Here is a 22742-nt window from a genome sequence, read left to right on the forward strand (position 1 = left end):
GAAGCTCGTCAACTTCCGTCTGTTCCCCCGGCAGCGGACGCACCGAAAACGGCGCGTTCATTGGTGTTGCACTCTCTGTTCCATTATCAGTCCGCACCCTGACAGGACTTCCGCAACGACGGGCACATGCTGCAACGCTATATGCCCGGCCGATTGAAAACTAAACCAGCAATGACAAAAAGTCTTATCTGTCAAACCGTTCTGTTTATCGGCTATTTAGAATTGAGCCTCCCGGTCCTCGTAATCTTCACAAGCCCTTCGGCCAACAGCAATTCCGAGTCGTGGCTGTTGCTCATCAACGACTGGTGCAGGGAAACGAGCCCGGCAACGAGCCGTTCGAGCCGCGGGCCACGCCAGATCTTGAGCTGTACGCCCAGGGCAGGCTGGTCTTTCCAGAAAATGCGGCGCGCACCAGCCTCTGCCTTGAGGAAACCGGACACGTCAGGACTCCGGCCCAGTCGCGCATTGAGTGCGGCCAGCTGCGCGGCGCGCCGCTCGAAAGCGAGCAAAAGACCAACCGGGTTCAGGCCCAGTTCGCGCATGCGCCTGAGTTCAGGCCCGATCGCCTCTCGCCGGCCACCGAGCACGGCATCCACCAGCGGTGCGAAATCGTCGTCCTCGGTCTGCGCGCTGACGGCGTCGAGGTCTGCCACCGAAACCGGCCGCGGCGTTTCCGGCAACGCATCGAGATAGAGCGCCAGCTTGGTCACTTCCGACCGGGCGATCCGGGTATCGAGACCCGATGCCCGCGCAATTCGCTCGGCGATCTCGCTGCCCATCTTGAGCCCGGCGGCATTGGCCATGGTTCGCACCGACGCCGTGACCGAGCCGAGATCGGGCGGATAGAACATGGCCACCAGCCCGTCATTGCGATTGGCAAGCAGTTTGGCAGTACGCGACTTGTCAGTGGCGCCCGTGGCCACAATCAGGACGGGACAGGCCTCAACCGCGTTTTCGAGGAGGATCTGCACGGCATCGTGTGCCTCGTCGCCCTGAGCGCGCACCCAGATATGGCGCGTGCCACCGAACAGCGAATTGGACCGGGCTTCGTCCCCCAGCTTCACCGGGTCCTTGCGCAGATCGGAACCGGCCATCTCGACCCGTTCGCCAGGATCGCGCAGCAGGGAAACGATCCGGGCGGCGGCATCACTGGCACCAGCCTCGTCGGGGCCGCAGAAGAAAAACACGCGGGCCTGCTCGGCGACGCGGCCCGCCATCCCGGCAAAGTCCTTTTGCGTCGCCTTCACGAGCCTTTATCCATGGTGTTATTGCGCCGTATTGCCGCGCAGGCGCAGGGCGACACTGGTGACAATACGGCTGGCGACGTCTTTCGACAGGTTTTCCAGCGCCGTCTGTTCAGCCGCGATCGTGGCATAGTCGGACGAGACGACGTCGATACCGGCATCGGCCCCCGCCGTTGCATCGAGGACAACTTCCCCGTTCGCCATGTCGACAAGCTGATAGCGCGCGCGCAGGGTGCGGCGCTCACGGCCGATGGTATCGTCCGACAGGAGCGCGAAGCCTTCCAGTTTGTCGTCGAGGCGCACATCGAGCCGGTATTTGGGCGTAACACCCGCCTTGCCGGAGCCGAGCTGGTCCACGAGCGCATTGCGCACCAGCCAGCCAGCCTTGCCCTCGATCGCCGAGACCTGCACGTCCGCGAGTCCACGCGCCACGACGCCGTTGCCACCGCCTGCATACATCGGTTGAAGCCCGCAACCCGACAGCACGGGAATAGCCAGCATCAATGCGGCTGCACAGGCGCGCGGCCTCCTCACGCGACGAGGTTCACCAGACGGTCGGGCACGACGATCACCTTGCGGATTTCAGCTCCATCAAGGGCACGCTGCACCTTCTCGCTGGCCAGAGCAAGCGCCTCCAGCTCTTCGCGGTCAGTGCCCTTGGCCACCGTCAGCGTGTCGCGCAGCTTGCCCTTCACCTGAACGGCGATGGTCACTTCGTCCTCGACCAGCAGCGCCGGATCGACTTCAGGCCACGCAGCATTGGCGGCAAGCCCTTCGCCGAAAGTGGCATAAGCCTCTTCGGCCAGATGCGGCATCATCGGCGAGACCAGCAGCAACAGCGCCCGGATCGCTGCCGACCGGCTTGCAGACGGCGCGGCCTTCTCGATCACGCCGGTCAGTTCGTAGATGCGCGCCACGGCCTTGTTGAAGCCGAGCGACTCAATGTCTTCGGCCACGGCGGCGACAGTCTGGTGCGTCTTTCGGTCGACAGCCTTGTCTTCGCCCTCGGCCGCCGCGTCATGCTGGCCGAACAGGCGCCACAAGCGCTGCACGAAACGGGCACAGCCTTCGATGCCAGCCTCGGACCACGGCAGGTCACGCTCGGGCGGGCTGTCGGAAAGCATGAACCAGCGGATCGCGTCGGCGCCGTAAGTGGCGACGATCTCGTCGGGATCGACCACGTTCTTCTTCGACTTCGACATCTTGATGACCTTGCCCACCGTGACCGGCTGGCCATCTTCCTTCAGCGTCGCGCCGTCAGACGTGCGATCGACTTCGGACGGGCCGAAGTATACCGGACGGCCCTCTTCCTCGCGCGAATAGACCTCGTGCGTCACCATGCCCTGCGTGAACAGGCTGCCAAACGGCTCCTTCACCTCGATCTTGCCGATGCGGGCGAGCGCGCGGGTCCAGAAGCGGGCATACAGCAAATGCAGGATCGCGTGCTCGATGCCGCCGATGTACTGCTCCACCGGCAGCCACTCAGCGATCTGTGTGGGGTCGAACGGGCGGTCGTCCGGCTGGCTGGCAAAGCGCAGGAAGTACCAGGACGAATCGACGAAGGTGTCGAGCGTATCGGTCTCGCGGCGCGCGGGCTTGCCGCACTGCGGACAGTCCACATGCTTCCAGGTGGCGTGACGCGCCAGCGGGTTGCCGGGGGTCTTGAAGTCCACATCCTCGGGCAGTTCCACGGGAAGCTGCTTCTTGGGCACCGGAACGACGCCGCAGACCTCGCAGTGGATGAACGGGATCGGCGTGCCCCAGTAGCGCTGGCGCGAAACGCCCCAGTCGCGCAGGCGCCACACCGTCTTGCCTTCGCCCCAGCCGCCGCTTTCGGCGCGGTCGATGACTTCGGCCTTGGCCTCGGCCACGCTCCTGCCGTCGAGGAAGTCCGAGTTCACGCAAACGCCGTCACCGGCTTCCGCCTCGCCTGCGAACGGCTTGTCCGCATCCTCGGCGCTCGCAGCGACGACGCGCAGGATCGGCAGATCGTACTTGGTGGCGAACTCGAAGTCGCGCTGGTCGTGGCCGGGCACCGCCATGACCGCGCCCGTGCCGTAGTCCATCAGCACGAAGTTGGCGATGTAGACCGGCAGATCGGCGCCCGTGAACGGGTGCTTCGCGGTGAGGCCGGTATCGAAGCCCAGTTTCTCCGCCGTCTCCAGCTCTGCCGCGGTCGTGCCGCCCTGCTTGCACAGCGCGATGAAGTCAGCCGCTTCCTGCGAACCGGCCGCCACGCCCTGCGCAATTGGGTGATCGGCGGCGACGGCGACGAAGCTTGCACCGAAGATCGTGTCCGGGCGCGTGGAGTACACCTCCAGCGCCTCGCCATTCGACAGCGTGAAAGCGAACTGCAGGCCCTGGCTCTTGCCGATCCAGTTTTCCTGCATGGTCCGGACCTTCTCCGGCCACTTGTCGAGCGTGGATAGCCCATCGAGCAGTTCGTCGGCGAAGTCGGTGATCTTGAGGAACCACTGCGAGAGCTTGCGCTTCTCCACCAGCGCGCCCGAGCGCCAGCCGCGCCCGTCGATCACCTGCTCGTTGGCTAGCACGGTCTGGTCGACCGGATCCCAGTTGACCGCCGATTCCTTGCGGTAGACGAGGCCGTGTTCGTAGAGATCGAGGAACAGCGACTGTTCCTGCCCGTAGTATTCGGGATCGCAGGTCGCCAGTTCGCGGCTCCAGTCGAGCGCAAAGCCCAGACGCTTGAGCTGCGCCTTCATGTTGGCGATGTTCTCGCGCGTCCAGCCGCCGGGGTGGACACCCTTTTCCATGGCGGCGTTCTCGGCAGGCATGCCGAAAGCGTCCCAGCCCATCGGGTGCAGGACCTCGAAGCCCTTCATCCGCTTGTAGCGCGCCAGCACGTCGCCCATTGTGTAGTTGCGCACGTGGCCGATGTGGATGCGCCCGGAGGGATAGGGGAACATCTCGAGGACATAGCTGCGCGGCTTCGCACTGCTGTCATCGGCCCTGAAGCACTGCGCCTCGTCCCACGCGGCCTGCCAGCGGGTATCCGCCTGAGCCGGATCGAACCGCTCATTCATGTCAGTCTAGTCTCCTGCGGGCCTGAACACCCGCGAACCAAATTCGGATCAGCCGCCCATCGAGTTGCGGCGCAGGTCGCGCGCGCGGGTCAGGATGATGTCTTCGAGCTTCTGCACGGTAGCCGCCTGCACCGGCGCCGGCGCCCAGCCACCGCCCTGCGCGACTTCGCGCACAGCCGTAACCTTCAGCGCGTCCGCACGCAGGTCCTTGTCGAGAATCATCACCGAGACCTTCACGCGCTCGCCGGGATTCTTGGGATTGATGTACCAGTCGGTGATGATGACGCCACCTGCGCTATCGGACTGGAGCAACGGCATGAACGAGAGCGAATCGAGGCTGGCGCGCCACAGGTAGCTGTTCACGCCGATCGTCGTCACCTGTGAAGGCGCCATGACCGCACCGGTCTGCTTCTTGCCACCGCCGCAACCGGCTAGTGCGAGCGCGGCCGCGGCACAAACGGCCGTTGTGACCAGCGAGCGCGCAGTGAAAAAGCCGGTATCGGTGCTGCCTGTCATTGTCGTTCCCAGTTCCTGATCTCTGCTGGCAGCCCCGGGATACCGGAACCTGCCGTCCTTCGCCTCTATAGCCGCCGTTGCCGGGGCGGCAAGTGCGCGTTCCTCGGCGCTGCCGCCTAAACGACGGCTGAACGCTCCCTCTGCTCCATCTCCCCAAGACGATCAGACTGTGTTAAGGTCAAGCCTTGCATGAGAGGTTGCCCGCTGCATCCCATGGCCAGCACGAGCCAGGCAGTTCGGCAAAGCGATGTTAACAGGTCTGCGTGATGGTTTCGAAAGTCCAGGTTGCCTCGAAAAGTGGCATGCAGACCGGCGTGATGCTTGCCGCCTGCGTCGGCGTGCTCGCGCTTCCCAGTGCGGTTCTGGCTTTTTCCGCCAGCTTCTCCAATCATTCTTCTGAAGCTGGAGGTATCGGCGCCCTGGCCCCGGAAGCATCGCCTGAAAATCTTTCGCGGATCATTGCCATGCGGTCCCTGGCCAAGGGACAACCTTTCCCGTTCACCCCCGCAGGCACCCCCAACCGTCCGGAACGCGCCGTAACGGTAGCTGTCCGCGTCGATCCCGAAGCCGCCAAGGCCATCATCGTGCATGGCACGCCCGAGGCGGTAAAAGCCGCCAACGATCCCGGGCGGGTACGCATTGCGCAAGCCGCCTTCAATCTCGGGATGTCACGGGGCTATCAGAACTTTGCGCAAGACCTCGTTCCGCAAGCCGCAAGCAAGCCTGGCGCGGCAGAGCTGCCTGATCTCAAGAAGTTCAGTCTGCAGCCCGCGACAGATGCCGCCGCAAATCCGCGCTTCAGCACGCGGCTTTCGATAGACGAAAAGCGCGCGCCAGGACGAGCGCCCCGCACATTCGCGGGAGAAGCGGGTGAAGTGGATCTTAGTGGGGCCTATCGGGTGACGGACCATATCGACGTCACGGCAGGCCTGCGGTATTCGCAGGACCGCGAGCGCCTGCTGCCTCTCACCGATGGCCGGCAGGACAGTCAGGCGGTCTACGTGGGCACCCAGTTCCGTTTCTGATTCCGGCAATTCGAATTGCATGAAAAGCAATTCGAAGCGGGTCTAACAGCGACCGAACAACGCCGCACCGGCCTTGCTCAATTACTTGGTATTTCCTAGCACTACGCTTGGTGGATGCACACTAAGCGAAAGGCTTGATATGGCACGTGTTGCAATTGTTACGGGCGGGACCAGAGGCATCGGCGAAGCTATCTCACTGGCTCTGAAAGACCGGGGACACACGGTTGTGGCCAACTACGGCGGCAACGAGGAAAAAGCCAAAGCCTTCACCGAGGCGACCGGCATACCGGCCTACAAGTGGGACGTGGGCGATCACGAAGCCACGCTGGCGGGCTGTGCGCGGGTCGCCGAGGAAGTGGGCCCGGTCGACATCGTCGTCAACAACGCCGGCATCACGCGTGACGGCGTGCTCCACAAGATGAGCTTTGATGACTGGAACGAGGTGATGCGCATCAACCTCGGCGGATGCTTCAACATGGCCAAGGCCTGCTTCCCCGGCATGCGCGAGCGTGGCTGGGGCCGCGTGGTGAACATCGGTTCGATCAACGGGCAGGCTGGCCAGTATGGTCAGGTCAACTACGCCGCCGCCAAATCCGGCATCCACGGCTTCACCAAGGCACTGGCGCAGGAAGGCGCCAAGTACGGTGTGACCGTGAACGCCATCGCGCCGGGCTATATTGACACCGACATGGTCGCAGCCGTGCCCGCGCCGGTGCTCGAAAAGATTGTCGCCAAGATCCCGGTTGGCCGCCTCGGCCATGCCTATGAGATCGCTCGCGGCGTTGCCTTCCTCTGTTCGGAGAACGCGGCTTTCGTCACCGGCTCGACCATGAGCATCAATGGCGGCCAGCACATGTACTGATCCGGGAAAAGGGGGCGGGCCCCGGCCGCCTGCGGCGACAGACAGAACTGTTCTCCCGCCCCCTGATTGCTGCGATTGCAATCAATTGCATAGCTTCTTTCAGAGGGCGATCCAGACCTCGAAATCAATGCCAAATTAACTATTGTTTGCCATCCGTTGCTGGATGAACAAAGCGGCAGATCTGATCGGGCGCGTGGCCCGTTCCGCCTCCCTGAAGGCGGCGTTGACTGGCGCGATAGGCTACTTCCTGCTGGCCGCAACGACGATTCGGCTGACGAGCGACGGCCGCAATCACGCAACGGTCTGGCCTGCCGACGCCATCATCCTGGCCCTGCTGCTTGTCTCGCCCCGGCGGCGATGGCCCATTATCATCCTGGCAGGCTGGGCGGGTAACTTCGCCGCCAACGGCATCACCCGTGGGTGGATGATCGGCCTGCTGCTATATGGCGCGATCAACATGGCGCAGACCGCCCTCGCCGCAGTACTGCTGCAACGGTCGAACTCCGGCAAAGAGCTACTGGCCGACACGCGTTCGTCGCTGCATTTCCTGCTTTCCGCAGGCATCCTGGGGCCTGCCCTCGGCGCATTCCTCGGGTCGCTGGCTTCGCTGGCCAACTACGGCGAGGCATTCGGCCCTTCCTTTATACGCTGGTTTGCCAGCAACGCGCTGGGCCTGCTGATCGTAACCCCGGTGCTCAAAGGCCTTCTCGATGGGAGCTACCTGCGGTGCTACATCGAACGGAGCTGGGTGGGACGGCTTGAAGCGCTTGGCCTGCATGGCGTGCATATCGCGCTGACTGCAGCCGTGTTTGACCAGAACACGATGGAACTGCTGTTCCTGCCGATCTGCTCGCTGCTCCTGCTGTCTTTCCGTCTGGGCAGGCTGGGCACGCAAGCCGGCGTCATCATGATTGCCCTGATTGGCGGTGTGGCCACATATCGCGGCCTCGGCCCGGTTCACCTGATGCACCAGACTGCGGACTTCGACGCGATCTTCTTTCAGGTCTATCTGGGCACCCTGCTTTGCACGGCCCTTCCGGTCGCGGCCTCGGTTTCAGCCAATACCGAAGCATTGACTCGTCTGGCAGAACGGGACGAGGCGCTGAGCCTGATCCTGAGCAATTCTCCCGACGCGATCATCAGTTTCGACGCCGCTGGCGTCTGCCGGTGGGCAGCCGGCCGGCTTGAAGACTATCTCGGTGCCGGGGCCGACGACCTGCTCGGCGCCACCCTGCCCGAAATCGCCGAACGGACGGGCATGTCGGTCCCGTTCCTGACCGGCGCCGCGAGCGGAGATGAACGGGCAACGGCTGAATTTTCCCCGGCCCGGCGCTCGCAGATGACCCTCGAGGCCTCCATCGGCTTGGTCAGGCGCGACGGCGCGCGGCTGGGCTCCATTGTCACGCTGCGCGACGTCTCGGCACGCAAGGCAAAGGAAGCGGCGATTTCGAGAATGGCGGAAACGGACGACCTCACCGGCGCTCTCAACCGCAAGGGCTTCCGGCACCGCCTCGACGAAGCGGTAAAGGATGCAAGCCGGCAAGTCTCACTGGCCCTGATCGACGTCGATCACTTCAAATCCATCAACGACACCTTCGGGCACACGGTCGGCGACCGGGTGCTTCAGGAAGTCGTCGCGCGCATCAAGGCGATCACGCGAAACACCGACGCCGTAGCCCGTCTGGGAGGGGACGAGTTCGCCATCCTGTTCGATGGAGACATGGCCATTGCCCAGTCCGTGTGCGAACGACTGACGGCATCGTTCGGGAACCTGCCAGTGTTCGAACAGCATAATGTCAGCCTGCACGCCTCGATCAGCTGCGGCATTGCCGAGTTGCATCCCAACATGTCAAAGGGTCATTTCTTCGAAGCCGCCGACATCGCGCTTTACGACGCCAAGCATCAGGGCCGCGGCTGCGTCCGCGCGGCGGCCTGACGCAGAATTCGGATTCCGCAACAGCCGGGGACGGACTAGACTCGCGTGATGACGCCGCTCTACCACCCGCCGGTCAAACGCTCGGTCGAAATTGCCGGGCATAAGACCTCGATCAGCCTCGAGCCGGTGTTCTGGGACCTGTTAAAGGCAGCGGCTGCCCGCGAGGGCATTCCCGTCAACGCCCTCGTGGCGCGCATCGACGCGGAGCGCCTCGAAGCGCAAACGCCGCCGGGCCTGGCCAGTGCCATCAGGGTCTGGCTGGCTGCCCGGTCCGACCTGCCCGGTCAGTAAGTCGCCGGCGGATCACTTGCCGGAAAGCTCTCGTCGCTCGCCTCGTCGGTTTTCGACCAGCGCTCCGGCGTGGTTTTCATGTTTTCGGGGCCGGCATCGCGCACTGCGGTGAAATGCCCGCTTCCGGCCTTGACCGTGTCGCGGTCCCTGCCTTGCATCGCATACTTGTACATGGCGTAACCGGCCAAACCGACGGCAGCCTACTTCATCAGGCCCATATCCAGGCTCCTCCATCATTCTCGCGGGTTCGTGGAGGAAAAACGCGTGGTGGCCGGAGATAGTTCCTCAGTCGCCGCCGACCCGTTCGATCTGTGCACCGGCCAGCGCCAGCTTCTCTTCGAGGCGCTCGTAACCGCGATCGAGGTGATAGAGGCGGTGGACCTGCGTCTGCCCTTCTGCGGCAAGCCCGGCGATCACGAGGCTCATCGAAGCGCGCAGGTCGGTGGCCATGACTTCGGCCCCATGGAGCTTTTCCACGCCGTGGACGATCGCCGTACGCCCCTTGGTCTCGATACGCGCGCCCATGCGGTTCAGCTCGGGCACGTGCATGTAGCGGTTTTCGAAGATCGTCTCGGTCAGGACACTCGACCCCTCGGCAAGGCAGAGCAATGCCATCAACTGGGCCTGCATGTCGGTCGCGAAGCCCGGATAGGGCGCGGTGGACAGCGTTACCGGCCGCAGCTTGCCGTCCGATGCGACGTGCAGGCCTCCTGCGACCGGCTCGACATGGACACCCGCATCGCGCAGCGCCTGCACCGTTGCTTCCATGTCCTCGATCTTGGCGCCCTTGAGCGTGACTTCGCCTCCGGTGATCGCCGCCGCGCAGGCATAGGAGCCGGCCTCGATACGGTCAGGCATGACCATGTAGGTCGCACCATGCAGGCGATCGACGCCATGGATCGCAATATCGGATGTACCGATGCCCTCGATCTGGGCGCCCATCGCCACCAGCAGGTTGCACAGGTCAACGATTTCCGGCTCGCGCGCGGCGTTGTGCAGGGTGGACTTGCCCTTGCAGAGCACGGCCGCCATCAGCGCGTTCTCGGTAGCGCCGACGGATACGACCGGGAAGGAATAGCGCCCGCCGGGCAAGCCCCCATCGGGAGCAATGGCCCGCACGTACCCCGCCGCCAGTTCGATAGTCGCCCCGAACGCTTCCAGCGCCTTGAGGTGCAGGTCGATCGGACGGTTGCCGATGGCACAGCCGCCGGGCAGCGACACGGTCGCCTCGCCCATGCGAGCCAGCATCGGGCCCAGCACCAGAATCGAGGCGCGCATCTTGCGGACAAGGTCGTAAGGCGCGACAGAACTGGTGATCCGGGTCGCCTGCAGCGTCATCACACGCCCGAAGTCTTCCGGACGCGACCCCGCGATCATCGTCGAGATGCCGAACTGGTTCATCAGGTGCTGGAACCCGTCTATGTCGGCGAGGCGGGGCAGATTGCGCAGAGTCAGCGGTTCTTCGGTCAGCAAGGCGCAGGGCAACAGGGTGAGGGCTGCATTTTTTGCGCCGGAAACCGGGATAGTGCCAGAAAGGCGTTTTCCGCCCTCGATAATGATCTTGTCCATCCCTGCCATTTAACGGGAAACGCAGGCACGGCAACGGGGGAACGGGACAATGACGAGGGCTGTTAAATGAAATCGTGCCGGTTGCATGTGCCCGGGCAAGCCGTACAAGCAACACGCAACGCAGGAGGAAACGTAGAAGCCCATGAATAATACGAACTTCCGCAAGCCTGTCCGCAAAGCCGTGTTCCCGGTGGCAGGCCTTGGCACACGCTTTCTGCCCGCCACCAAGGCCATTCCAAAGGAACTGCTTCCTGTCGTCGACCGGCCATTGATTCAGTACGCCGTGGACGAAGCACGCGAGGCCGGAATCGAGGAGTTCGTGTTCGTGACGGGCCGCGGCAAGACCGCCATCGTCGAACATTTCGATACGGCCTACGAACTCGAATCGACGATGACGGGGCGCGGAAAATCGCTCGATGTGCTCGACCCGACTCGCATCCAGCCCGGAAGCCTTGTCACCGTGCGTCAGCAGGTGCCGCTGGGCCTGGGTCACGCCGTGTGGTGCGCGCGAGCCGTCATCGGCGACGAACCTTTTGCGATCTTCCTGCCAGACGAGCTGATGTACGGCTCGCCCGGCTGCATGGCGCAGATGGTCGAGGCCTACAACGAAGTCGGCGGAAACCTGGTTTCGGTGCTCGAAGTGCCGATGGAAGAAGTCTCCAGCTACGGCGTGATCGCCCCGGGCGAAAGCAAGGGCAACCTTACCGAAGTCAAGGGGCTGGTCGAAAAGCCCAAGGTCGCCGACGCTCCCTCGAACAAGATCGTTTCCGGCCGCTACATCCTGCAGCCCGAGGTCATGGACCTGCTGGCCAGCCAGGGCAAAGGCGCCGGTGGCGAGATCCAGCTTACCGATTCGATGGCCAAGCTGATCGGTGAGCAGCCGTTCCACGCCGTCACCTTCAATGGCCGCCGCTTCGACTGCGGCTCGAAGGTCGGCTTCGTCGAGGCGACTCTCGCGATTGCCCTCGATCGCGAAGACATGGGCGAAGAAGTGCGGAAAATGGCAAAGAAGATGCTGGGCTGACAGCAGGCAAAGGGGCGGAAAATCCTGCCCCTTCGTCTGATTACGTCCTGTGTCCTACCGGCGAACCGTGTCGGTCAGGCGGCCCATGATCGCGGCAACGTACTCGCGGGTTTCACGAATGTTGGGAATTCCCCCTGCCTTTTCGACCCGCAACGGGCCGGCATTATAGGCCGCCAGCGCTTTTTCGACATCGCCATTGAAGGCATCGAGCTGCATTCGCAGGTAGCGTGCCCCACCTTCCAGATTGGCCATCGGATCGCTGGAATTGACGCCCATCTGAGCCGCCGTTCCCGGCATGAGCTGGGCAAGGCCGCGCGCGCCCGCGGGCGATACGGCACGCTCGTTCCAGCGGCTTTCCTGCCAGACGACCGCTTCGAGCAAAGCCGGGCTGATATCGTACTTTGCAGCGAGTTGCGCCACCTGGACCCGCCAGCGGGCAGGTCCCGCCGCCTCATCGGCCACGGTCATCGACTGCGGGTGCAGCGCCGCATCCACAGCCAGCGGTGTCTCCTGCACTGCGGCCGACGCGTCACCATAGAGGAATCCGGCCTCTCCCGCCGTGAATTGCGGTCCAGCCGGTGTTGGGCCGCCCGCAATCCATTCGGGCCCCGACGCGCCGATCTGCATGACGTCCGCCATGGCCGCGGCAGGGGCCGCAAGCAGCCCTGCAGCCATGGCCATGCCGAACGCGGAACGCACGCTCACCGTCTGGAGTCCTCAATCATCAGGCGCCCTTTACTGCAAAGACGGCACAATGCTCAAGAGTACTGACCATGGCCGGGCCCGCCGCAAGCTCAGCGGATGCCGAGCGCCTCGCGGATGGCACGCCATGACAGCAGCTTGAAGTTCTGCGCCTGCGGTGCGTTGTCGCCATCCTGCGCGATGAACAGGCCCTCGGGATACTGCGGCCCGAAATCGCCGAGCGCGACCTCGATGCCGTCCGTGTCACTGGTGCCGTCGATTGCGCCGCCATTGATCCGGAAGCGGCCAGCGAGCTTGCCGGTGCCAAGATCGAACAGGGCATAAGCATTGTCGCCCTGGCTCGATGCCACGAGCCAGCCCCGGCCACTCGCCTCACGCGCGATCCCGAGGCCCTCGACATCGTCCACCAGACCATCGGTCACACCGACACGGGCGAAGGGCCGCGCCTTCAGCTCGCCCTGCAGTGGCACTTTCCAGATGCCCACATACTCTTCTGCGATGAACAGGGTCTGCGTGGCATCATCGACGACGCAGCCCTCGGACTGGGTAGCCAGCTTCACTTCGCGGAAATACTCTGGAACCACGCGGTCATCGTGCTCGTAGAGCCCGCTTTCCGCGACAGTGCCATCCTTGAGCACCACATAGGCGCGGGCGAGATCGCCGTTGTCAAGGCTGCCACCCATGCAGAAACCATAGGCCTCTGCCGGAGCATGCCCTTCGAAAAAGAACGTCTCGGCCCCAAGCGAGGTGAGCTTGCCGCTCGTTCCGTCGAGCCAGAACAGCGCAATACGCGGGACAGCCTTGTCGGTACGATCGCTGGCGGCGACGAGTATGCGGCGCGTGCCGTCGGCGCGCGTGACTTCACGCAAGTCGACGTTGTTGAGCGCGCCGGCAGCCACGAAATCGCGCACCTTGCCGTCGAGCCCGTAGACATAGAGACCCGCCTTCTTGTCGGTGGCCACGATCAGGCTGGCAGCCGGGTCCGCGGCGTTGCGCCAGATAGCCGGATCGTCGGCGGCGTCGGCATGACCGGTGCCGACCGGATCGGTCTCCGCCTGTGCAGGCACGTCGATGGCCGGCAGATAGGCCTTGGGCGCCTCCTGCCCCGTGGTCGCACAGGCAGACAGCAGAACGGCCGGGAGCAAGGCTCCCGGCCGGATCGAACGGATATCGATCAATCGCATCATCAGAAGTTCACTCGTGCGCCGAACTTCACGGTCGAACCATACTGCTCGTACTGCAGCAGGCGCTGGGCACCGGCGAAGTTCTGGTAGGCATAGTACTTCGCGTTGTTGACGTTCACCCAGTCGGCAAACAGGCGAATGTTCTCGGTTACCTTGTACTTGGCCGAGAGGTCGATCTGGAAGTGCTGATTCACCCAGCGATCATCCTCGGCCGAATCGCCCACCTCGTCGAGGTACTTGTCGCGATAGGTCCCGGCAATACGCAGGTCGATCGGGCCCTTCTCGTAACCCAGCACGACGTTGAACGTGTTGCGCGAGCTGGAAGGCAGCGAGATTCGGCGGGACACGTTGTCCGTATCGACGATCGTGCCGCGGGCATAGGTGTAGGTGTAGTTCACCTGCGTCAGAAGCCCGTCGAAGGGTGCCGGCAGCATCGAATAGACCTGGCTGTAGCTGGCCTCGACGCCGACGATGTCCGCGGTGTCACCGTTGGCGTAGGTATCAACCTGGTCGTAGACGACGCCATTGACCGCCGTATCGTACATCCGCACCGGCGTGATGTAGTCGGAGATCGACTTGTAGAAGGCGTTGACCGACAATCCGCCGTTACCCGAGAAGTAATAGTCCAGTCCGAAATCGAGGTTCCACGACTTGTAGGGCTTCAGGTAGGGATTGCCGACCTCGGCCTCGTTGTCCTCGTTGACCGAGAAGCGCGGCGCCATGGCCGAAAGCTTGGGACGCACGAGGCTCTTGTAACCCGCCGCGCGCATGATGAGGTTGTCTTCGGGGCTGTAGCGGATCGTGAGGCTCGGCAGCCAGTCGGTGTAGCTGCGCTTGAACTGGACCGGGGTGACCGGCGGCAGGTCGTAAGTGTCCTCGTCGTCGATAACGACGGAGCCGTTCATCTCGTTCCTGGTGTGCTCGACACGGACACCACCGATTACGCGCACGGAATCGCTGTCCCAACGGCCCAGCAGGTATCCGGCAGCCACGTCTTCCTTGACGCTGTAATCCGACGTCGCGGAATCCAGCGCAGACTTGTAGTCGTCGATGGAAAGATCGGCCTCGTTGGCCAGGAACCAAGCCTTCGTCCCGGTCTTGCTCGCCACCGGGCCCATGTCCAGCAGTCCATAAGTCTGCGTGCCGAGGACGTCCGCCAGCGTATAGTCCTTCGACTTCTTGTAGCGGGTCATTTCGAAGTCGTAGGACTTCTCGCGCCAGCGCATCTTGGCGCCCGCCTGCACGGTGAAGTCGCCGTTGTCGCCCGCGAAAGTGCGCGCGAGGTCAGCCTTGACCGCGTATTCCTCGTCCTGGCTGTCAGACAGCGTGGTCAGTTCGACGCGGTTCAACGTGTAGTTGTCCGCCGAGTTGACGGCATCCGCTCCGGCGCTCACCGCGTAGGACGGATAGTAGCGGCCCGAATTGTCGATATCGATCACGACACCGTCGCCATCGTCGAAGTCGGCAGCGAAGCGCACCGGATCGAGCGAGAAAGTCTCCTTCTCGGTTGACTTGGCGTAGCTGGCCGACCAGTCGAACTTCCAGATGCCGGTGTCGGTCTTGGAGCCGACAACGACCGAGCGGATACGCTGGCGTTCGAAGCGGTCCTTCAGGTCGCGCTCGATGGTGATGTCGTTGTTGGCCGAATCGAACGAGACGGTCGAACCGGACGCGGCAGACGGGCCATCATCTTCGAATTCGCCGAAATCGAAGGTGGTGCGGCGGCGGTATTCGTGGTCGTCGAACTGCGACCAGTTGCCGCGAATATAGGCCTTGGTCGTGTCCGAGGCGCGCCAGTCGAACGAAAGCGCGGCGCTGATGCGGGTGCGCTCCACGTCGTAGTCGCGGTATTCTATGACCGGGGCATAAGCCGTGCCGTTCACCTCTTCCCAGGGATCGGCCTCGACGTTGTCGGTCTCGAACTTGCGCTTGTAGTAGCTGACGCCGCCGGCGATGCCGAAATCGTCACCCAGGCGCTTGGAGAAGTCGAAGCTGCCCTTGGGCGTGACCTTGCCCGAATAGTCGTTGTAGCTGCCCTCGGCGCGGACCGCGTAATAGTCCTTCTTGCGGTCGAAGGCGCTGGTCGTGTTGATCTCGACCGAAGCGCCGATGGTGTCGGCGTCCATGTCGGGGGTGAGCGACTTCTTCACTTCGATCGATTCGATGATGTCCGACGAAATCACATCGAGAGCAACAGAGCGGACGTCCGATTCGGGGGCGGGCAGGCGGACACCGTTGACCGAAGTCGAGTTCAGCTCGGGATCGAGACCACGAACCGAGACGAAGCGGCCTTCGCCCTGGTCGTTGAGAATGTTCAGGCCCGGCAGGCGCCGCAGCGATTCGGCGACGTTCTGGTCGGGGAACTGTCCGATGGCGTCGCGGGTCAGGACCGATTCCACGCCGTCAGCCGCCTTCTGGCGCGACAGGGCGCTGGCCTGGTTGGCGGCCTGGCCAATCACGAGGATGTCACCGCCGCCGATGCCGGCAAGCGCGAAGTCGCCCTGCACGCGGCCCGTTTCGGGAATCGAGATCGTCTTGGTTTCGACGATCGCGCCAACGTAGCTGACTTCCACCGTATAGTCGCCCGCCGGGATGTCGGCGAAAATGTAGCTGCCGTCGCGATCCGTCTCGGTTGCGCGATCAAGTTCGACAATTTTTACGGTTGCCGACTGCAGAGCTCGGGTTCCGGTGGCGTCATGAATGGTACCGGAGAGATCACCTGCGTGGGCAATGGTTGTGAAAGAGGCCGAGGCGAGCAGCCCCGCGACAAGGCGGAGAGACGTTTTCATGGTAAAGGGGATCCCTGTTGCGAGCGATTTTCAGGGGCCCTAGTCACCGTGCGTGACACTCCGGTGCCATTCCCGAGACAGTTTCGTGACATTTCGCAGGTGCGGCAAATCAGTCACGGTCACATCATTGGCGCCGTTTCCGCAAAGCAGTCATGCCAGGAGAAATGGTGCTGCTGGGGAGGATTGAACTCCCGACCTCACCCTTACCAAGGGTGGAAAATCGGACTTATGGGGACGGCAATGGATCAAAGAAACGCTGAAATTGCGCCATTTCATGTCCACCGTTGTTCCGATGCATCCCCTGATGTATTCCATACGCATTCCATACGGAACGGAAAGGCGGCTGGCAGTGGCAACGGAACCGGGGAAGGCGAACAAGCGGAAGCGGCGCAAGGCTGTGGACCTGAGCAAGGTTGGCGAGCGCAACGAACTGAGGGCGCAGCGTGAACCGTTCTGGCAGCGGTTGCGCACCGGATGCTTCCTCGGGTTTCGTCCTTCAAAGCGCGGCGGCAAGGGAACGTGGATCGCCCGCGCCTATGATGAAGATGCCGGCAGGTATCATGTGAAATCGCTTGGCGACTTTGGCACGCTTGCAGGCAATGAAATGTTCGCCGCTGCCAAAAAGGAAGCCGAAAAGCTGGCGGAACTGGTCGAAGCGGGGGGCGAGGTTCGCCGCAAGGTCGAAACGGTTGCCGATGCCTGCCGGGAATACCTCAAGACCCATCCCGGCAAGATTGCCGAGGGCGTTTTCAACCGGCACATTTACAGTGATGCGGTAGCAAAGGTGAAGCTCGACAAATTGCGTCGTCACCATTTGCGGGACTGGCGCAAGCGGCTGGAAGAAGCCCCGGCCATTGTCAGCCGGAGTCGCAAGGGCGAAGTCCGAACAAGGAATCGCGCGCAGTCCACCGTCAACCGCGACATGGCCCCATTCCGAGCGGCGCTGAACAAGGTGCTGGCCCCCGGCGCGCCGAACAGCGAGGCAGCTTGGCAAGAGGCTCTCAAGCCCTTCGAGAATGCCGACCAGCGGCGCTTGCTCTATCTCGACAAGTCAGAGCGGCGCACGTTGCTGGCCCACATTGCCGATGATGCGCGCCCATTCGTCCGGGCGCTGTGTCTATTGCCGCTTCGTCCTGGGGCAATGGCGGCACTGGTGGCGGGCGATTACGACAAGCGCACCGCTGAATTGACCATCGGGAAGGACAAGGCAGGCGGCAAGCGACGCATTCTTTTGCCGACCGAGTCAGCGGCACTGTTTGCCCAACAGGCAAAGGGCAAGCTACCAGCCGCATCCATGTTCATGCGCGCCAACGGCAAGCCTTGGGACCGAAACTCATGGGGCGATGCCATCGAGAATGCAGCAAAGGCGGCGAAGCTACCCAAGGGCACCACGGCCTATACTCTCCGCCACAGCACGATTACCGACCTTGTGAGCGCGGGCTTGCCCTTGCTAACCATTGCTCAAATTTCAGGCACCAGCGCCGAAATGATCGAACGGCACTATGGGCACCTTGCCAGCGATGCAGCGGTCAAGGCGCTCGGGGAATTGGCCCTTTGAGCAAAGCGCCCCCCTACCGTGGAAATGACCCTACCGTAGGCATTGCGGTGCAGGATTGGCTCTCTATCGCCAAAGCCGCAAAAATCCTTGAACCGGGATCCGGTGGATTTGATGTAGCGCAGGAGCGTGTGACAAACGCCCTTCGTGACAACCAAATCCGAGTGAAGGCTACGCGCCGGTCACCACCGCACGATTCGCCGGAGTGGAACGAGGTTGCAGGTGGCGTGACTTGGTTTGACCGGAACCGGGATCGTGAAAGGGCCATCGTTCAAGGCATGGCTGCTTGGCGAGCGGAATGGCATGAATTCCTGTTCGAAGGCGGCTTGGTCGTTCGCCGGGAGGACGTAGAGGCGCTTGATGGTCCCCGTTCGTGGGAAAAGGTCACACCTGACCTCATTGCTAATTCCAAGGGGCTAGTCACCAACTGGAATCTGCCGGAAGCCTTGGCCTGGGTGGCGACGCGAAATTACGAGCAAGTCGCCCAGATCGGTTGCGACGGGGCATGGCGGCGGATCGATGGTGAAGAGAATTTCGATGGCCAACGAGTGTTTGAAGAATTCAAACAGCGCGCATCGATCGGCTGGCTAATCCGGTTTGTCTCATTACACCATTGCGCTTGCGGAGCGCACTCCAACGTCGAGCGAGAGGCATGGGAAGATTGCAATTGCACCATTTCGGCATTCGAGCAGCTTTGGGATGCCGTAAACGACGGAAATCTTGCGGCATACGATAAGCTATCGAAGGCACCGATTGAGCCTGGCGAGGTGCCCGGCTTCGAACTCGATTGTAGGCACTTCACACTATCCGCCCCTAGACACCCTGGAGCTGTCGTTTTTCGCCGAGTCGACCTTGAGCGGCTGTGGCCTTCCTTGCCAACACAACTGAACGCCCAACAAGCAGATAAACCGCGACTGTGTGACGCAGATTTGCAGCGGTGGTGGACTGAACAAGCGGAGGTCGAAGCAACGCCGGTCGAGCGATTATGGGAGCAAGCAAAGAGCGCCTTCCCCTTGCATCAAATTAGCCGCGAGAGGATTCGATCTTTGGCAGGCACCCGAAAGCGCGGACCGAAGCCAATGGGCGGCAAAGTGACCGCGAATTATCCGCCGAAATAGACCGCGAAATTTCGAGCAGTCATCCCCAGCCATGCCCTGAAGCACGGCGGCGTTTCGTTCCGTCTCTGCATGGGCATGGAAGCCGAACATGATGAAATTGCCACAATTTTGCGAGCGGTATGCGACATCGAGAAGTGCCGCATACCGCGAAATTTCTGCCGGTCGCCTGCGCGTCACGAAGGTTGGGCGAGCGGTGCGGATCAAGCACGAAGATGCCGAAGCGTGGGCTGCCAGCCTGCCGACGCACGGCGGGGAGGTGACCAATGGCTGACCTGTTCGAAGATGCCCCCAGCACCGTTGCAGCGGTCCTGGGGGCGGTTGGCAATGGCTCGGGAGCCAATGGGCCGGGTTCGCCTTATCATCTGCCTCAGCCGCCCCACAAGCGGCTTCTCGTGAAGGCTACCGGGCCGGAAGGCCAGCCGTTCACGGTGACAGGCCAAACCGCCCGAACGCTCCTTGCACTGGTCAAGGCCGGAGCGGCTGGCGTAACCGCGCTGGAAATCGCCTCGTGGGCCTTCCGCCTGTCACATTACATCATGGTCCTGCGCCACACGCACCGGCTAGCAATCCCGATGCTTTGGGAAGCCCACGAAGGCGGCAAGCACGGGCGCTATGTTCTGCGGTCAACCGTGACCATCCTCGAAATCATTTCGGACTGACAGACGGGATCGAAGCGGGGCGGCTGGCAACGGTCGTCCCGTTTTTCGTTCGCCGGATCAGTCGCGCTGCCGAGAGTGAATTGCCGTGCGCAAGCGGAACAAGAACAAGCCAAACCACACGGGCCGCAATCCCACCTCACGCTTTGCCCGGCTGGACCATCGCCTGTTGAACTCGCCAGCCTATCGCGCGCTCAGCGTTGCCGCCCGCGCCCTACTGGTCGAGCTGACGATGCTCGACAATGGCGAGAACAATGGCAGCCTTTATCTCAGCATCCGCGATGCGGCGGGCCGCCTTGGCATGGCCGACCTGTCCGCTGTTCGCTGCGCCTTCGATGAATTGCAGGAACTCGGCTTCATCGAAATGACCGAGGATGCCTCTTTCCACGTAAAGGTCGCCGAGAAGTCCCGCGCCCGATGCTGGCGGCTAACCTGGCTGGCTGGTCCCGGTCGGAAAGGTCCGTCGATGACCTTTGTAGAGCGCCAGCCGCCCCCTGGCACCAAAGCGCATAGGCGGATGGAACGCGGATTGCGCGCATTGAAGGCGTTCCGGAAGGACCGGGATACAGGCCGTTTGCCGGTGTTGGATTCCGACACGATGGGTGGAAACTGAAGGTAACTGGTGCTAACGACGGTGTCGGAAACCGATACGCTGAGAGGCGGAAACGGCAGAATTCTGCCAAACGGCAACGTGTCGGATTCCAACGCACACTCAGCTGCTACCACGGGTATCTGTAGCGCAAACGCCGCCTCAAATTTATGTCGTCCAGACGATAATCACGCTGCATTAGCGAATGCGCTAATTGACTCAGGACTCCAATCATGATTCTTTGGTGCCCAGACGCAAGCAGGCATGAAATGGGCGCTCGCAAAGAGGCCTGCAGCAGTCGGACTCATTTCTGACTCATTCGTCGGACAAACACCACATGTCGTCTGGCATCGGAAACGGTCCAGAAACCGTTAACCTTGCCGAGGTATAGGAGAGCATCATGGAAAACGACGTCCCCCCTAAAGACGAAGAAATCCTGGCGCTCATCGGCAGCAAGCAAGGTCGCATCGATCCCCGAGAGCTGATCGAGTCTCTCTCCGGCGACCATGAAACGAAAAATGTGATCGAAGCGCTGCAGCGGGCGATTGAGCGTCGAAAAATCACACTGGATCCGGATGGCATGGTCATAGCGTTGGAGCAGTTCGCAGAAGCTGCCTGACCGGATCTGCAAATTGCCATCACTGGACGAACAGCGCGCTTCTCGCTGCCACATTCCTGACGACCTGTCGCAACTCGATCAGCGCCTAGGCTTTGAGCGCGACCGAGACCGTGTCCTGTACTCATCCGCATTTCACCGGCTGGCAGGTATCACGCAGATTGTGCGCGCCGGCGAGTTGGATATTTTTCATACACGCCAACAGCACACCTACAAGGTTGCCCAGATTGGCCGAAGGCTAGCCGAAAACCTCCTGAGAAAGCAGGGCGCGGCGGCGAGCATGCATGGTCTTGATCCGGAAGTCGTGGAGGCCGCGTGTCTTGCCCATGACCTCGGGCACCCTCCGTTTGGCCATGCGGCTGAAACAGAACTAGACCGCATAGTCCGAAATCCCGTCGAATGTCGCGGCGAGCGGTCGGATGCCGCTTCAGATGGGTACGAAGGTAATGCGCAGACCTTTCGCATTATCACCAAACTGGCAGTTCGGTGGGGCCGCGAGGCGCCTGGCCTCGATCTCACAAGAGCAACACTTGCAGCGACGCTTAAGTACCCTTGGCTGCGAGATCTGTCAGACGACAAGAAAAAAGACAAATGGTCTGCCTACAAGACCGAAGAACGCGAGTTCAAGTGGGCTCGCGAGCATTGCCGAGGCGAGTACAAGACAGCCGAAGCAGAGTTGATGGATTGGGCAGACGATATCGCTTATTCAGTCCATGACTTGGAGGATTTTCATCGGGTAGGGATCATACCGTGGGGAAGGATCACCGCTCCGCAGGCAGAGCCAATGCTGATCGAAGGCGCCTCCGCCGCTTGGTCTAAAGATCCAGAATGGCCGGCTAATGCAAACGCCCGCCTCAAGAGCGCACTCGAGCGCATTCGCCGCAAGATCTCGCCCTTCTACGCCATGACCGAGGAATCCTACGAGGGAACCCGCGAGCAGCGCAGACAACTAAGAAACTTCTGTTCTCTGCTGATTGGGCATTATGTGCGCGCCGCAAGCCTAGCAGACACCATTGACGCTAAAGCAGTAATCATCGACCCTAACGCGGCCGATGAAGTTCGCCTGCTAAAATTCTTCGCTCGCCACTATGTCATCGGCCTACCAGCACTCCACGCCCAACAGCATGGACAAAAGCGCATCATCCGCGAGCTTTTTGAAATTTTCCTCAGAGAAGGCAAAGCCTTGACCAAGGAAGGCGGAGCGAAAAAACCGAACCTGCTGCCAATGCGAATGCGCTACATCTGGGAAGATAACATAGGAACCCCAAATGCTCGGCTTGCCGCAGACTGTGTGGCATGTCTAACCGAGAATGAGGCATACAACCTGCATGCTCGCCTCACTGGATCCAGTAGCGGATTGGTGCTTGATCCAATCGTACGATGAAGTGAAACTTCTAACTGCCTGCAATGCGATGACAGACCCCAGTAGGCAAAAATGCGGTCCCAATGCGCTTAGCTGTCATGAAGGAGCCCGGTAGGACCCACAGACTTTCCGCCTACCGCCCTCCATCCCAACCAGTCAAATCCGGGTCGCGGTCACGGTAGCGTTGCGCCGCCTGAGAATGGCGCTTTTCTGCGGTTCTCAATAGCGGTTGACTTGAATCTGATGGGAGATTCGGCGGCAAGTCAAATCTGATTGAGAAGCTGCCATCGCCGGAATGGCCCGGTATTCCGCCATTTCCAGCCGCGATTTGTCGCGTAGGGTGTGTATCGAACTGCACCAGTCGCGACCGGGCGAATTGCCTGAATTGGCAAACCTGCTCTGCGTTCCGGCCCGGATCGGCGCAGCCGCAAACGGGAGGCTGCGCTGCATAAGCGGGCGCCAAAGTACCTCCTTGTTTTCCGTACTCATTCCATACGGAGCCGACGGTGTGCCTGTAAGTCATTGAAACGATGGTGCTGCTGGGGAGGATTGAACTCCCGACCTCACCCTTACCAAGGGTGCGCTCTACCACTGAGCTACAGCAGCGCCGTCGGCCCGGTCTCGCCGGGACAGGGGCGCGCTATTGTCTTCGTGCGCGG

The 22742-nt window shown here is 62.0% G+C and carries 21 protein-coding genes and 1 tRNA gene; 11 read left to right on the top strand and 11 right to left on the bottom strand.

The window, feature by feature from the left end; genetic code table 11:
• Positions 1-212: 212 nt before the first annotated feature.
• Genes holA through MTR64_RS20090 form a run of 4 tightly spaced genes read right to left on the bottom strand, consistent with a single transcriptional unit; the run spans position 213 to position 4804 of the window.
• Positions 213-1247 carry a DNA polymerase III subunit delta gene (gene holA / locus MTR64_RS20075; protein WP_243996325.1) on the bottom strand — a complete coding sequence of 345 codons (1035 nt, stop codon included), beginning with the start codon at positions 1245-1247 and terminating at the stop codon, positions 213-215.
• 18 nt (positions 1248-1265) lie between these two features.
• The gene (lptE, locus tag MTR64_RS20080; protein WP_243996326.1) at positions 1266-1745 is read right to left on the bottom strand and encodes an LPS assembly lipoprotein LptE; all 480 of its coding nucleotides are present in this window, start codon (positions 1743-1745) and stop codon (positions 1266-1268) included.
• 29 nt (positions 1746-1774) lie between these two features.
• The gene (leuS, locus tag MTR64_RS20085) at positions 1775-4288 is read right to left on the bottom strand and encodes a leucine--tRNA ligase (RefSeq protein WP_243996327.1); all 2514 of its coding nucleotides are present in this window, start codon (positions 4286-4288) and stop codon (positions 1775-1777) included.
• A gap of 48 nt (positions 4289-4336) precedes the next feature.
• Positions 4337-4804, bottom strand: coding sequence for a DUF3576 domain-containing protein (locus MTR64_RS20090; protein ID WP_243996328.1), 468 nt, complete (start codon positions 4802-4804; stop codon positions 4337-4339).
• Positions 4805-5070: 266 nt separating this feature from the next.
• Between MTR64_RS20090 and MTR64_RS20095 the strand changes: the two genes are divergently transcribed.
• The 4 genes from MTR64_RS20095 to MTR64_RS20110 all read left to right on the top strand — a co-directional run bounded on the left by MTR64_RS20095 (position 5071) and on the right by MTR64_RS20110 (position 8918).
• The gene (locus tag MTR64_RS20095) at positions 5071-5829 is read left to right on the top strand and encodes a hypothetical protein (RefSeq protein WP_243996329.1); all 759 of its coding nucleotides are present in this window, start codon (positions 5071-5073) and stop codon (positions 5827-5829) included.
• A 139-nt stretch (positions 5830-5968) separates the two neighbouring features.
• Complete coding sequence (gene phbB / locus MTR64_RS20100; RefSeq protein ID WP_243996330.1) at positions 5969-6691, top strand: acetoacetyl-CoA reductase; 723 nt, start codon at positions 5969-5971, stop codon at positions 6689-6691.
• Between the two features lie 163 nt (positions 6692-6854).
• A complete protein-coding gene (locus MTR64_RS20105; RefSeq protein ID WP_243996331.1) occupies positions 6855-8627 on the top strand; it encodes a sensor domain-containing diguanylate cyclase in 1773 nt (590 codons plus the stop codon).
• Positions 8628-8675: 48 nt separating this feature from the next.
• Positions 8676-8918 carry a ribbon-helix-helix domain-containing protein gene (locus MTR64_RS20110; protein ID WP_243996332.1) on the top strand — a complete coding sequence of 81 codons (243 nt, stop codon included), beginning with the start codon at positions 8676-8678 and terminating at the stop codon, positions 8916-8918.
• On the opposite strand, the gene MTR64_RS20115 is transcribed toward MTR64_RS20110, so the two are convergent.
• Together MTR64_RS20115 and murA are read right to left on the bottom strand one after the other, a co-directional pair.
• Positions 8912-9106 carry a hypothetical protein gene (locus MTR64_RS20115; RefSeq protein ID WP_243996333.1) on the bottom strand — a complete coding sequence of 65 codons (195 nt, stop codon included), beginning with the start codon at positions 9104-9106 and terminating at the stop codon, positions 8912-8914. The genes MTR64_RS20110 and MTR64_RS20115 overlap by 7 nt on opposite strands.
• Before the next feature lie 97 nt (positions 9107-9203).
• Positions 9204-10487, bottom strand: a complete 1284-nt coding sequence (murA, locus tag MTR64_RS20120) for a UDP-N-acetylglucosamine 1-carboxyvinyltransferase (RefSeq protein ID WP_243996334.1) — start codon at positions 10485-10487, stop codon at positions 9204-9206.
• Between the two features lie 142 nt (positions 10488-10629).
• Here murA and MTR64_RS20125 point away from each other — a divergent pair, with 142 nt between their 5' ends.
• On the top strand, positions 10630-11511 hold the full coding sequence (locus MTR64_RS20125) for a UTP--glucose-1-phosphate uridylyltransferase (RefSeq protein WP_243996335.1): 882 nt from the start codon (positions 10630-10632) through the stop codon (positions 11509-11511).
• A gap of 54 nt (positions 11512-11565) precedes the next feature.
• On the opposite strand, the gene MTR64_RS20130 is transcribed toward MTR64_RS20125, so the two are convergent.
• The 3 genes from MTR64_RS20130 to MTR64_RS20140 form a co-directional block, all read right to left on the bottom strand.
• A complete protein-coding gene (locus MTR64_RS20130) occupies positions 11566-12192 on the bottom strand; it encodes a lytic transglycosylase domain-containing protein (protein ID WP_243996344.1) in 627 nt (208 codons plus the stop codon).
• Between the two features lie 113 nt (positions 12193-12305).
• Positions 12306-13400, bottom strand: a complete 1095-nt coding sequence (locus MTR64_RS20135) for a phytase (RefSeq protein WP_419144972.1) — start codon at positions 13398-13400, stop codon at positions 12306-12308.
• Positions 13400-16186, bottom strand: coding sequence for a TonB-dependent receptor (locus MTR64_RS20140; RefSeq protein ID WP_243996336.1), 2787 nt, complete (start codon positions 16184-16186; stop codon positions 13400-13402). The genes MTR64_RS20135 and MTR64_RS20140 overlap by 1 nt, the downstream gene beginning before the upstream one ends.
• Before the next feature lie 262 nt (positions 16187-16448).
• On the opposite strand from MTR64_RS20140, the gene MTR64_RS20145 reads away from it, so the two are divergent.
• From MTR64_RS20145 to MTR64_RS20170, 6 genes are all read left to right on the top strand, one after another.
• Complete coding sequence (locus tag MTR64_RS20145) at positions 16449-17744, top strand: tyrosine-type recombinase/integrase (RefSeq protein ID WP_243996337.1); 1296 nt, start codon at positions 16449-16451, stop codon at positions 17742-17744.
• Positions 17741-18859 (top strand): hypothetical protein, encoded by a 1119-nt coding sequence (locus MTR64_RS20150; RefSeq protein ID WP_243996338.1) that lies wholly within the window; start codon positions 17741-17743, stop codon positions 18857-18859. The genes MTR64_RS20145 and MTR64_RS20150 overlap by 4 nt, the downstream gene beginning before the upstream one ends.
• 263 nt (positions 18860-19122) lie before the next feature.
• Positions 19123-19518: a winged helix domain-containing protein gene (locus MTR64_RS20155; RefSeq protein ID WP_243996339.1), complete on the top strand. Its 396-nt coding sequence runs from the start codon at positions 19123-19125 to the stop codon at positions 19516-19518.
• 85 nt (positions 19519-19603) lie between these two features.
• On the top strand, positions 19604-20128 hold the full coding sequence (locus tag MTR64_RS20160; RefSeq protein ID WP_243996340.1) for a hypothetical protein: 525 nt from the start codon (positions 19604-19606) through the stop codon (positions 20126-20128).
• Positions 20129-20504: 376 nt separating this feature from the next.
• Positions 20505-20723 carry a hypothetical protein gene (locus MTR64_RS20165; protein WP_243996341.1) on the top strand — a complete coding sequence of 73 codons (219 nt, stop codon included), beginning with the start codon at positions 20505-20507 and terminating at the stop codon, positions 20721-20723.
• A 13-nt stretch (positions 20724-20736) separates the two neighbouring features.
• The gene (locus MTR64_RS20170) at positions 20737-22104 is read left to right on the top strand and encodes a deoxyguanosinetriphosphate triphosphohydrolase family protein (protein ID WP_243996342.1); all 1368 of its coding nucleotides are present in this window, start codon (positions 20737-20739) and stop codon (positions 22102-22104) included.
• Positions 22105-22302: 198 nt separating this feature from the next.
• Here MTR64_RS20170 and MTR64_RS20175 read toward each other — a convergent pair whose 3' ends face one another.
• Both MTR64_RS20175 and MTR64_RS20180 read right to left on the bottom strand, forming a co-directional pair.
• Positions 22303-22572 (bottom strand): hypothetical protein, encoded by a 270-nt coding sequence (locus MTR64_RS20175; RefSeq protein WP_243996343.1) that lies wholly within the window; start codon positions 22570-22572, stop codon positions 22303-22305.
• 42 nt (positions 22573-22614) lie between these two features.
• Positions 22615-22689 (bottom strand) — tRNA-Thr (locus MTR64_RS20180).
• Positions 22690-22742: the final 53 nt, after the last annotated feature.

The organism is Novosphingobium album (ex Hu et al. 2023), assembly GCF_022832385.1.
Lineage (GTDB): Bacteria > Pseudomonadota > Alphaproteobacteria > Sphingomonadales > Sphingomonadaceae > Novosphingobium > Novosphingobium album.